Origin of the sequence: Ruegeria arenilitoris, from assembly GCF_013032445.1 — a bacterium.
GTDB lineage: Bacteria > Pseudomonadota > Alphaproteobacteria > Rhodobacterales > Rhodobacteraceae > Ruegeria > Ruegeria arenilitoris_F.
The window spans coordinates 331,857-345,189 of the sequence record NZ_WQCA01000004.1 but is presented as its reverse complement, the minus strand read 5'-3'; the positions used below and the strand labels follow the sequence as shown (position 1 = coordinate 345,189).

Below are 13,333 nucleotides of genomic sequence, written 5' to 3'. Positions count from 1 at the left end.
AAGAAATCAAGTCTGCTATTCGCAGTTTCATTTTATGTCTTACTTTCAACACCTTCTTTTGCCGTTCCAACAGCTGATTCCATAGTCGGCGACACCGTTACCAATCCAGTAACCGGTTTGGACACGACTGTAAGCGCATTGATTGTGGACCCGGCTTCTACGCCAACAGCGGGGACAACTGCCTTTGTAGAAACCGCAGATGGATATGTTTTTCTCGTTAAAAGTGCAGGGGACACAATCTACAATACGGACAATCCCCCGTTAGCATTTAGCATTGTATCCATAACGGGAACAACTGCTCAAATCAGTAATTCCGGCGCTACTGGTACGGCCAGCTTGTCCACACAGCTGACTCTGTCGCAGTACAACAGCAATTTTAACAGTTCCGGAACGCCGGGTTCAGTAACTCCGCCCGAGGATGTCTCGGGTCCTAACGGTGTGAACCAGGTCGTTTACGGGCAGAATGGCAGCAACGGTCGCGATGGCGCCTTGGTTGTGCCGCCCAGCTCTGGCGGTGATGGGGACGATGGTCCCACTCAGACGAGAACCCTGACAAGCGACGTCAATGCCACCAGCAATATAGGCTGGCAGGTTGGCAGTGTCGGAGGAAACGGAGGCCAAGGCGGAGACTCGTATCTGAGTTTCTGGAGCGGGCGTGATGGAGGAGATGGCGGCAGGGGCGGCACGGTCAATGCGACGCAGTCCGCCAGCAGTACGATCCAGACATCGGGCAGCGGAAATGACGGCATTTTCGCCTTCAGCCGCAGTGGTCGGGCGGGTAACGGCGGCAGCGGCTTCGCGGCGCCGGGCGGCGGCACCGGGGGGCATTCGGCTGACGGCGGCAACGTCACCGTCACTCAGCGAGGTGCGATATCGACAACCGGAGATTCAGCAGACGGCATCTATGCGCTGAGTGTTTCCAACAATGGCGGTAACGGCGGATCGCAATGGGGGTTGGTCGGGTCTTCCGGTGACGGTGGTTACGGCGGCAGTGGTGGCACCGTTACAGTCAACACGACTTCGACTGGCAGCATTCTGACAACGGGTGATTTTGCCAACGGTATTTACGCTCAGTCTATCGGTGGTTCGGGCGGGTCTGCCGGGACCAGCGGTAACTTGTTGGTATCCTTGATTGGCGGCGCGGACAATGGCGGTAACGGTGGGCGCGTTACGGTTTCGCATGGCGGCGCAATTGAAACGCAGGGCGATTTCGCGCGCGGGATCGTTGCCCAATCCATCGGTGGCGGCGGCGGCTCGGGCGGCACTGCGGGCGGGTTGGTTTCCTTATCTCTGGGCGGTGTCGGTTCGAACGGCGGTAGCGGCGACGCAGTAAGTGTCACGGTGCAGGGCAGCGGCAGTATTCTAACTTCGGGTGCCGGAGCTGACGGAGTTATGGCGCAGTCCATTGGTGGCAGTGGCGGTACGGGCGCGAACTCGTATGGTTTGGTTGCAATCGGCGGTACCGGGTCAAGGGGGGGTACTGGCGCAGCAGTCAGCGTTACCAACTTGGGCCGTATCGTGACCGGAGGCGACGGTGCACGCGGCGTCATCGCCCAGTCCATCGGCGGCGGTGGCGGTGATGGTGGATCGTCCGGCGGTATGGTGTCCGTCGGCGGCAATGGTAGCGGCGGTGGCAGTGGTTCAACCGTGACCATCGTGAATGACGGTATCATCACCACAACCGGAGACGATGCGATGGGCATTCTGGCCCAGTCGATTGGGGGTGGCGGCGGCAACGGCGGATCGTCCGGTTCGGTTGGTGCATTTGTGGGCGTGGCCATTGGCGGCGACGGTGGAGCCGGAGGGGCCGGCGGTAATGTGAACGTAACCCTTTCCAATACCGACAGCAGCCAGCCATCGGCCATTCAGACATCGGGTGCCCGCTCGACCGGTGTGTTCGCGCAATCCGTCGGCGGCGGCGGCGGTAACGGCGGCGGAGCGGTTTCGGTCGCAGTCGGTGCCTTTGGCGCGGCGTCGGTATCCGTAGGTGGTTCAGCCGGAAACGGTGGAAACGGCGGGGCAGTTACGCTCAGCGGCAGCGGTTCAGCGTCGGTGCAAACCGGTGGGGACGACTCGATTGGCGTGATGTTGCAATCTGTCGGTGGCGGCGGCGGCAATGGCGGCTATGCCGTGTCCGTTGCTGCGTCAGGTGGCCCGGTGTCCGGTTCTCTGGCTATCGGCGTCGGTGGCGATGGCAGTGCTGGGGGCACAGGCGGGCCGGTCACGGTAGGTCAATTCAACAGCAGCGGTGTTGCGACCGCAGCAGGTTTTGAAGGTACAGTGGTGACAACCGGAAACCGCTCGACCGGTATGCTGTTTCAGTCCGTTGGCGGCGGCGGCGGTAATGGTGGCCTTGCAGTGGCTGCGACCGGAGGTGCCTCGGCGCTGTTTTCCGGCAATGTCTCGGTCGGTATCGGCGGACAGGCAGGCAGCGCAGGGAACGGCGGTCTGGTGCAGGTATACACGAGAGCCGACGTGACCACGACGGGCACGAATTCCAGCGGGATCATCGCGCAATCTGTCGGTGGCGGCGGCGGCAATGGTGGCGGCAGCATCGCCGCTGGTATCAGTGCAAGCGGCGGAGCGGCTGTTGGAATCAACGTCGGCGTCGGCGGTGATGGCGGCGGGGCCGGTGTCGGGGGCAATGTTACTCTGGTCGCAGGCGGTAACTCAATCGAGACCAGCGGCGCGTTTTCCAGCGGTGTTGTGGCGCAATCCGTTGGTGGTGGCGGCGGCAACGGCGGATATGCCGTCGGAGCCAGCGCCGATATTGGCGGCGGAGCTGCAGGATCGGTTAGTGTGGGCCTCGGTGGCAAAGCCGGCGGTGGCGGGGCAGGGGGAACTGTTACCGCTCAGGTCGACGCGGATGTTACCACGCGCGGGGATGATTCCGGAGCGGTCGTCGTCCAGTCCATTGGCGGCGGCGGTGGCAACGGTGGTTTCAGCGTCGCCGCAGGTTTGGCGGCTGGCGGCGCGGGCGCGGGGACTGTCGATGTGGGCCTAGGTGGCGACGGTGGCAGCGGCGGCATTGGTGGAACCGTGACAGGTGTGCGCGTCAACGGCGACGTCCGGACCGAGGGCGCGCGTTCGACTGGTGTCGTGATCCAATCCATTGGTGGCGGCGGCGGCAACGGTGGCTTCAACGTCACCGCAGGTGTAGCCGCAGCTGGGGCCGGAGCGGGGTCCATCGGCGTTGGTCTTGGCGGCGATGGGGCCACAGGCGGCAATGGCGGTGTGGTCGAAGGTCAGGTTGCTGGCAATGTCACGACGCTGTCCGACGGCTCAAGCGGTGTCGTGTTCCAATCCATAGGTGGCGGTGGCGGTAACGGCGGCTTTAACGTCACTGCTGGAATTGCAGGAGCCGGTGCTGGCGGCGGAGCTGTCACAGTGGGTCTTGGCGGTGGCGGTTCGGGTGGCGGCATCGGGCGATCCGTCACTGGACGTGTTACGGGAACCGTCAGTACCGGGGGGGCGGATTCAACTGCCGTTCTGGCGCAGTCCGTTGGCGGCGGCGGCGGCAATGGCGGTTTTAATGTGAGTGCATCACTGGCGGGCGCGGGCGTGGCCAGTGGCGCGGTATCGGTCGGCTTGGGTGGTGACGGCGGTACAGGCGCGACCGGCGGGACAGTCAACCTGACAACAACCAATTCTATTGTGACTACCGGAGATCGTTCTTCGGGTGTGGTCGCGCAGTCCATTGGCGGCGGCGGTGGCAATGGCGGTTTTAACGTCTCGGGCACCGGGGCAGGCGCGGGAACGGCCAGTGGTGCCGTGAGCGTTGGGCTGGGCGGTACCGGCGCGGGCGGTGGCAATGGTGGTGCGGTCACTCTGACTTCGGGCGGGACTATCCTGACCCAGGGCGACTCGGCCACGGCCTTCCTGGCGCAATCCATCGGTGGCGGAGGCGGCAACGGCGGCTTCAACGTCAGTGCGTCGGTGCAGGGATCGGGCACCGCCGGAGGGGGCGTTTCGGTCGGTCTGGGCGGAAATGGCGGCGGCGGCGGCGACGGCAGCACAGTCATCGCTACGTCGAACAACGCGGTTGAAACCCGTGGCGATCAGTCTTCCGGTGTCGTGGCACAATCGATCGGCGGCGGTGGTGGCAACGGGGGCTTCAACCTAGCCCCGGTTTTGTCAGGCGCGGGTACGGCAAGCGGTGCTGTCAGCGTCGGGCTTGGCGGTTCAGGTGACACGGGTGGCGATGGCGGCAACGTTACGCTGACCTCGAACGGGACCATTCTGACCGATGGCTTCGCCTCAAGTGGATTCGTTGCCCAATCGCTTGGCGGCGGCGGCGGTAATGGTGGCTTCAATATTTCGCCAACTGTATCGGGCGCGGGAACCGGCGCGGCGTCAGTGTCCGTCGGGCTGGGAGGCTCGGGCGCGGGCGGCGGCGACGGCAGTCTGGTTACGGCGAGCACAACGGCAAATGTAGTCACCAGGGGTGATTCATCGGTAGGTATTCTGGCGCAATCCGTTGGCGGCGGCGGTGGTAATGGTGGCTTCAACGTATCGCCTGCCCTCGCCGGGGCTGGCACGGGATCTGGCGCAATCAGCGTTGGCCTTGGCGGATCTGGTGGCAGCGGCGGCACAGGTGGCGTCGTAGGCCTGACAGTCGCAAACAGCGTTCAAACCGAAGGCGCGCAATCCAGCGCGGTTGTTGCGCAATCCATCGGCGGCGGTGGCGGCAATGGCGGCTTTAATGTCTCGGCATCTGTTGGTGGTGCGGGCACTGGTTCTGGCGCGGCGGCTGTGGGGCTAGGTGGCCGCGGAAGCGGTGGCGGTAACGCCTCGGCGGTAACGGCAAACATTACCGGCAATCTTGTGACGCTGGGCGAAACCTCGACTGGTCTGCTGGCGCAATCCGTTGGTGGCGGCGGCGGCAACGGTGGGATGAATATTTCAGTTGCGGTCGCAGCGGCAGGCACGGGATCTGGCGGTGCGTCAGTTGGCCTGGGCGGCGTATCGGGCACAGGTGGCAACGGCGGTACGGTTGAGGCTACTCTAAACGGAAATGTTTCTACACAAGGCGGCGAGTCCGGTGGCGTTGTCGTTCAAAGCCTTGGTGGCGGTGGCGGCAATGGTGGCCTGAATGTTTCGGCCACGATGACGGTCGCCGGGACCGGCAGCGGCGGAGCATCTGTCGGACTGGGCGGCAGCGGCGGAAGCGGCGGCAATGCGAATACGGCCACTGGTACGGTCGTAGGCAATGTCACCACTGCGGGCGACAATTCGGGTGGTATTCTGGTGCAATCCGCTGCGGGCGGCGGCGGCAACGGAGGGCTGAATGTCTCGGCCGCCGTGAACATCTCGGGCACTGGCGGCGGAGCGATTGGTGTTGGCATCGGTGGGTCCGGTGGCGATGGCGGTAACGCAAGCACGGCAACGGGTTCGGTGACTGGTGACGTCACCACGAGTGGCGAAAATGCAGCCGGTGTTCTGGTTCAATCTGTCGGTGGCGGCGGCGGTAATGGCGGCGTCAACATCTCGGGCGCGTTGAGCATAGCGCGGACGGGATCGGGCGCGGCGGGCATCGGCGTTGGCGGTTTTGGCGGCGATGGCGGCACCAGCGGTGTGGTCGACAATACCTTTGACGGCAATGTCAGTACCTCGGGCACGCGTTCGGCAGGGATCATTGCGCAAAGCCTTGGCGGCGGTGGCGGCAATGGCGCCACGAATATCTCGGGTGCGATTTCGGTGGCCAGCAACTACTCGGGCGGTCTCGGGATTGGTGTTGGTGGTTTTGGCGGCGACGGCGGCGCGGCAAACAATGTCACGCAGCAAGTCACCGGTAATGTTACAACGGCGGGCGATGACTCGGTCGGGATTCTAACGCAGAGCCTTGGCGGTGGCGGTGGTAACGGCGGTACGAACATTTCGGCGGCCTTGTCCTTGTCTCGGTCGGCCAACGCGGCCGTAGGCATTGGTGTCGGTGGGTTCGGTGGCGGCGGTGCAGATGCCGGGGCGCTGGTACAATCGACTGTTACGGGTGGTGTCACCACCGGCGGTGATCGCAGCACAGGCATTCTGACGCAAAGCCTTGGCGGCGGCGGTGGTAATGGCGGCACGAATATCTCAGCCTCCTTGGGGATCAGCCAGGAAAACGGGGGATCGGTCAGCCTGGGCGTCGGCGGCTTCGGCGGTGGCGCGGGCGATGCGGGTGAGGTGATCAGCACGTTGCGGTCCGCCAGGGATGGAGGTGTGACAACTTCGGTGGCTACCACCGGAGCGGACAGTATCGGTGTAATGGCTCAATCCGTTGGCGGAGGCGGCGGCAACGGTGGCTTGAATGTCTCGGGCGCGGTGAACCTGACGGGTAAGTCCGGTGCGGCGGTTGCCTTGGGACTAGGTGGTTTTGGCGGCGGCGGCGGTGATGCAGGTGCGGTGACACTGGATGTGGAAAGCGATGTTGTCACCGCGGGTGATGGGTCGCATGGCCTATTTGCACAAAGCCTCGGTGGCGGTGGCGGCACTGGCGGCGTGAACATCTCGGGGTCTTTGGCACTTACCAAACCCTCCGGGTCGGATACGATTTTCTCAGTTGCGGCGGGTGTTGGCGGCTTTGGCGGATCTGGTGGTGACGCCAGCGACGTAGATCTGGACTACACCGGCGCGCTGCAGGCGGTGCCGATGGTGCAGCAATCTGACGGCACACTTGCCGTCGATCAAAATAAAGGTTCCAGCGGTATTATCGCGCAATCGCTGGGTGGTGGCGGTGGCAGCGGCGGTACCAATGTGTCCGGCGGCATTGCCATCAGCGGTAAACCCGGGGCAGGTCAGACCGACAGCAGCAAGTCTTATGCCGTAGTCGTGGGTGTCGGAGGCTTTGGCGGTGGCGGCGGTGATGCTGGGAACGTTGATGTAAACATCGGCGCTGGCAGTACGATCACAGCCCATGGCACCGGCAAATCCGGCCTGTTGGCGCAATCGCTGGGTGGCGGTGGTGGCAATGGCGGCCTGAACGTCTCGGGCGGGATTGTGTCTGATAGCTCTTTGATCGTGGGCGTCGGTGGTTTTGCGGGCGACGGTGGTCAGGCCGGAGACGTCACGGTTACGTCGCAGGCGGATATAACGGTAACGACGAACCCGGACGATATCTCGATCCCAGACACCACAACCTTTGAAGACAAGCTGCGCGATTTCCTGGGCGACACGATTGTGGATGAAACCGAGGAACTTGCGTCGTCCTTTGGTCTCGAACGTCTGTTCATCGACATGGGTGTATTCAACGAAGAAAAACCGGACACCGATGGGTCTGCCGGTTTGATGGCGCAATCCATCGGTGGTGGTGGTGGCAATGGCGGACTGAACGTTTCGGGCGGTATTGCGTTGAGTAAAGACGGTAAAATTCCGTCTGTTACCTTCGGTGTCGGCGGTTTTGGCGGCGACGGCAATGTCTCGGGTGATGTGACTGTTGACCACTCTGGCACGGTATCGGTTGCCGGGAATTGGAAGCACGGCGTTCTGGCCCAATCCATCGCGGGCGGTGGCGGCAATGGTGCGCTGAACGTCACCGGGCAGTTGAACTATGGAGACTCCAACAACTCCGACGGCAAGACTGATCTGAGCATCGTCGGTGGTCTGGGCGGTCACGGGGGTACCGGGGCGGATGCAGGGAACGTTTCAGTTGTACAAACCGGCGCAATATCGACCAATGGTTATCACGCGCGTGGTATCTTTGCCCAAAGCATCGGTGGCGGTGGTGGTACCGGCGGCATCAATGCGACCTTTGTCGGCACCAAGGACAGCTCACCCATCGCCATGGGGATCGGCGGCTTTGGCGGCGGCGGTGGAGACGCAGGCGATGTGACCGTTGCGCGCGGCACAGCCGCACTGGCGGCGGGAACCATCACGACCGACGGAGTGGGCTCGCACGGGATCGAAGCGTCCAGCATCGGCGGTGGCGGCGGAGACGCCGGGATCAACGCGGTTGTGGGTATCAGCAAGACCACCGGCAACCAGAGCAACGGCGGCACCGGCGACTCGACTGATCGCAAGACACCAACCAATACAGGTGTCGATGACTCGGTCATTGCCAATTACAATAAGGTGCTGGACGAGCTTGAAGGCAAAACCAACCCGGCAGATTCCTCTGGCAACAAGACCGGCGTATCGGCCGTTGTCGCTATCGGTGGTGATGCCGGGACCGCCGGGGACGGCGGCACCGTGGATGTCGACCACTATGGCGATATCGTTACGCTGCAAGACAGCAGCCACGGCGTATTTGGTCAGTCCATCGGCGGCGGCGGCGGTAATGCGGCTTTGAACCTTGGCATGACCTACGAACTGGCCTCAGATGCGACCAACAAAGGTTTTGGTTTGGCTATTGGAGGCGGTACGGGCGAGGGCGGCATCGGCGGCTCGGTTGATGTTCGCAACACCGGAAACATCACGACCTCTGGCGCAGATTCCCATGGATTGTTTGCTCAATCCGTTGGCGGCGGCGGCGGTAACGCGGGTTACAACTCGGCGTCGACCTCGGTGGATGGCGGCAACGTCAACATCCAGATCGGTCGGACAGGTGGTACAGGCGGCAGCGGTGGCGATGTATATGCCAGCTCGAACGGTGTCATCAGCACAACGGGTAACCGGTCTTACGGGTTCTTTGCCCAGTCGATTGGCAATGGCGGCGGTAACTCGTCGTCGACCTCGGTCAGCATCGGCACGCCCAAAACCGGAGACAGCAAAGGCAACAAAGCCAGCCTTTCGGTTGGTTTGGAGGGTGGCACAGGTGGCACTGCGGGCGATGTGACTTCGGTGGTCGCGGGCACTGTGGTCACGCAGGGCACAGATGCCCATGGTGTGTTTGCGCAGTCCGTTGGCGGCGGTGGAGGTAATGGCGGCAAAGCCAGCAACTCGGCCGGTAAGGGTATCTCGGTTGCTCTGTCCATTGGTGGCACTGGCGGCACGGGCGGTATTGGCGGCCAGGTTGATGTGACCAACACCGCACGGATCGCCACGTTCGGAGACCGCTCGGTCGGCCTGATGGCGCAATCCATTGGCGGGGCAGGCGGTACCGGCGGGATGGTGCAGGCCGGTCAGTCGAACCTCGACACGATCAAGGCGGTGGTCAATCCGTCAACGGTCGGCACAACTGCGTCGATCAATATCGGCGGCACCGGTGGCGACGGCATGACATCTGACACGGTAACTGTGGTCAGTGACGGGATCATCACCACCGAAGGCACCATGGCGCACGGTATCTACGCCCAGTCGGTCGGCGGCGGCGGCGGCATGGGGGGTGTGGTCGAAAACCGCATCATCAGCCTGCGGAAAGAGATCGGTAATACCGCGACCCTGTCCATTGGTGGCAACGGTGGCACAAGTGCTGTGTCTGCAGCGGTTTCCGTAACCAACCGTGACCTGATCCAGACCACGGGCGATAAGTCCGTTGGTATCTATGCTCAGTCCGTCGGTGGCGGCGGTGGTGACGCGCAACAGGTGCGCAACATCATTCTGGGCCGGTCATCGGACGGGGCAACCACAAACGCCATTTTGATCGGAGGCACCGGGGGCACCGGCGGGGCTGGCAGCACGGTGATCGTTGCGAACGAAAGCGACGGGACGATCCTGACCACAGGTGCGGAAAGCCACGGGATCTTTGCGCAATCCGTTGGAGGCGGCGGCGGCAATGGCGGCTCGACGATTTCGGTCGATGGCCGCTATGGCGGGGCCGAGGCCAGCACACGGCGGGCGCTGCAATTTGGTCTGGGTGGCTCGGGCGGTACCGGCGGTACCGGCGGCAATGTTTCGGTCAGCAATGACGGGATGATTGTGACTACCGGCGCTGTTGCCCACGGTATCTTTGCACAGTCCGTCGGCGGCGGGGGCGGTAACGGCGGCAGCTCGATAACGGGGACACTGCGGCTTAAGACTGGGGACAACAGTTCGCCGACCGCGCAGTTGAATATCGGCGGTTCTGGCGGCAGCGGTAATGTTGCGGGCAACGTCGTTGTCACCAACAGCGGCGACATCCGTGTGGATGGCGCGGGGGCCTATGGCGTTTATGCGCAATCCGTTGGCGGCGGCGGTGGTAATGGCGGCTTGGCCGTTGCCATGGATGTAAACGACCTCAAAAACACCATGACCGGCAGGTCCTATTCGAAGATCGCTATTGGCGGATCGGGTGGGGATGGCGCGGATGGTGGCGACGTCACGGTCAACCACACAGGCGCCATCATCGTGAACGCCGAAGACGGGTTTGGCATCTTTGCGCAATCCGTTGGCGGTGGTGGTGGCAATGCCGGGTATTCGGTATCCTCCCCACTGGTTTCGGCGTTGGATTACACGGTGTCGCAATTGCTGGGCGCGCGCGAGGGCACCACAGGATCCGTGGGAACAGTAACCGTCAATTCGACCGGAGACATTCTTGTGAATGGCGCGGGCAGCGAGGCTGTATTCGGCCAATCTGTAAATGGCGGTGGTGGCAATATTGAAACATCGGTCGATTTCCGGGCCGCATCCGCCAGTGCAGGTGGAACCGGGACTGTTTACACCAGCGATATCTCACTGGGTGGTGATGATGTATCGGGCACAGCCGGTAATCAGGTTGCGCAGTCGCATACCGGTAACATCGCCACGACAAGCGATCGCTCGACTGGTCTGATGTTGCAGAGTGTCGGTGGCGGCGGCGGGACCGCGGCAACTAATGTCAATGTGCAGGACGGCGACGGAATAGACATCGCCGCGCGTCTGGGCGCGATTAACACAAGTGATGCCGGTGGCGGTGATGTCAACGGCAGCCGGACGGGGGATGTCGGCACAGATGGTGCGTTCTCATCCGCTGGTGCGGTGCAGTCTATTGGCGGCGGCGGCGGCAAACTGGTGCTGAACAGCTCTGGTACGGCTGACACGAACAAGTTCGCTTCGGTGATCCTGGGCTCAGACCCCAGTTTCCGTAACGATGGGGGCGACCTCAATCTCTCGTTGGACGGCGACGTGTTCACCAGTGGTGACCGGTCCTTTGGTCAGAGCGTTCAAAGCATTGGCGCGGGTGGCGGCGAAGTGGTCATCATTGGACTTGGGCGTGCGGATGTCACTCTGGGTGCGCAGGACGATTCAACCGGTGACGGTGGTAACGTCGACGTCACCAATATCGGGGATGTGACCACAAGCGGATCCGGATCGCATGGTTTCGTCATCCAGAGCATTGGCGGCGGCGGCGGCCTCGTGTCGACAGATCTGGAGCCAAGCCAAGTGACGGTGAACCTCTCGCCTGCCAATGGCGGTGACGGCGGTGATGTCGCATTTACGCAAACCGGCAATATCGTGACGAGCGGCGAAAACGCGATTGGCGTTGTGGCGCAGTCGTTGGGCGGCGGCGGCGGTATGGTGGATTCGATCTTCCGCGGTGCTGCAGGCGGTGCCGGGTCCGGCGGTGCTATTGATATGGCACTGAATGGCAACATCCTTTCGGTTAACGAAGGCGGCATCGCCGTTGTGGCACAATCCGAAGGGCGCGATGGGGCGGATGCTATCTCGTTGGCGTTCGACGGCGTTGTGATGGGCGGCACGGGACAGGCGGACGCCGTCGCATCGATCATTGTGGATGGTGGTACGGACAATGCGTTGACCTTGTCTGAAAACTCGGTGCTGCTCGCCGGGAACAACCAGCTGGTGAATGGCAGCGGTGGTAATGATCAGATCTCGCTTGCAGGCAGCGCCCTGGGCAACGTGAACCTGGGCGCAGGTACCAATGGCTTGACGGTTGAGGAAGGCGGGGCTTTCTATGCGCTCGACACGATCAATCTGGGCGTCGGCGGATTGATGCAGGTGAATGGCGATTTTGTTCCGGGGGCGAATTGGGGTCTGAACACAGCCCTGTCACCGACCGTTCAGGCCAGCGATTTTGCCTTTACCGGAAATGTCAGTCAGACCACAAACCTGACCGGAAGCCTGGCTTTTGGCGCTACAGCAAGCTCTGTCTTTGATGTGTACTTTTTGACTTCGGGGGCTTCGGGCGGTGACAGCGACCTGATCAATGTCACCGGCGATGCCACAATAGGGGGCACGCTGTCACCACAGCTGAACACGCTGGAACGGGCTTTGCCACTGGTCATCATCAATCCGGAAGGCACGGCTGCAGATGCAGGCACAACAATTCAGGACACGGTGGTGCTGGATTACTCGATTGGTCTGAACGGCTCGACCTCGGACGGCAGTTCAATTGATCTGGTGATCACACCGGATTTCTCGACCACCAATATGAACGCTAATCAGGCTGCCGTTGGGGACTATATCAATCAGGTGCTGAACGGGCGAGGTGCCGCCGCACAAGGTGAGCTGTTTGCCCTGATCGGTAATCTGACGTCCGAAGAAGAGGTCATCGCCGCCATCGATGCATTGACGGTAGGGGATTACGCCTCAGATGCAGTGGATGCGTACTATGGCACTCGGGTCTTTGCCGATGTGCTGCACAATTGCGAGCGGTACACCGACTATCAGGCCGGTGACGATCCACGCACTTGTATCTGGTTCTCGGGCGGAAGGTCCTTTTACGACCGTGAACAGACTGGCATCTACGATGAGCTGGACATTAACAATACCAACCTGTCGGCTGGTATCCGTATGCCGGTCGGAGATGAGCTTTATGCCGGTTTCGCGGTCGGTCATGACCAAATCAGTCTGCGGAACGGATCGAACTACAACGCCACCGGGGATCGGTTCAATCTGGGTGCATCACTGACCAAATATACCGGCGCGTGGGAATTCGCGGCCATGCTGTCGGCGGGATGGTCGGATTACGACACTGACAGAGCGGGCGGGATCAGTGGTGTGCTGCCCAATGGAAATGTTGTGGACACTGTTGGTGTCAGCTCGATCAAGCACAAGATGAACCACCAGAACCTGCGCCTGAGCTTTGCTTATGATCACAGGTTTGCTGGCGGCAGCGCTTACCTGCGACCAGAGGTTGCCGTTGATGCAACGCGTTTGGCAACTGAAAGCAACGGCGATGCAACCCTGTCAGGGGTTGTCCTGCAGGGCGACAGCGAAATGATTTACTCGTTGACGCCATCGCTTGAGATCGGGACGGAACAGGTTTTGAGCGCTTCGCAGAAACTGCGTGCAAGCTTGCGGGCTGGCGCGATCCTGTCGTCGGACGACACCGTTTCGGTTAGCGCAGGGTTTTCGGGTGCCAGCGCAGCAGATGGCGGGTTCTCAAATACCAGCTACATCGGTGACACACACGGGCTGGTCTCGGCCCGGTTGGGGCTGTTCGCACTGGACGATAGCAGCTTTATCAATCTGAGCCTCGATCATATGTTCGGTGACTCAACCGAGGCCTTACAGGTTGGTCTCGGCCTAGGAATACAATTCTAATCAATGAGGAACA

Annotated in this window: 1 protein-coding gene; it reads left to right on the top strand. The window is 61.9% G+C overall.

Annotated features, from left to right (window positions below):
- Positions 1–336 precede the first annotated feature (336 nt).
- The gene (locus GOW98_RS07780) at positions 337–13,320 is read left to right on the top strand and encodes an autotransporter outer membrane beta-barrel domain-containing protein (protein WP_170330668.1); all 12,984 of its coding nucleotides are present in this window, start codon (positions 337–339) and stop codon (positions 13,318–13,320) included.
- The last annotated feature ends 13 nt before the right edge of the window (positions 13,321–13,333 follow it).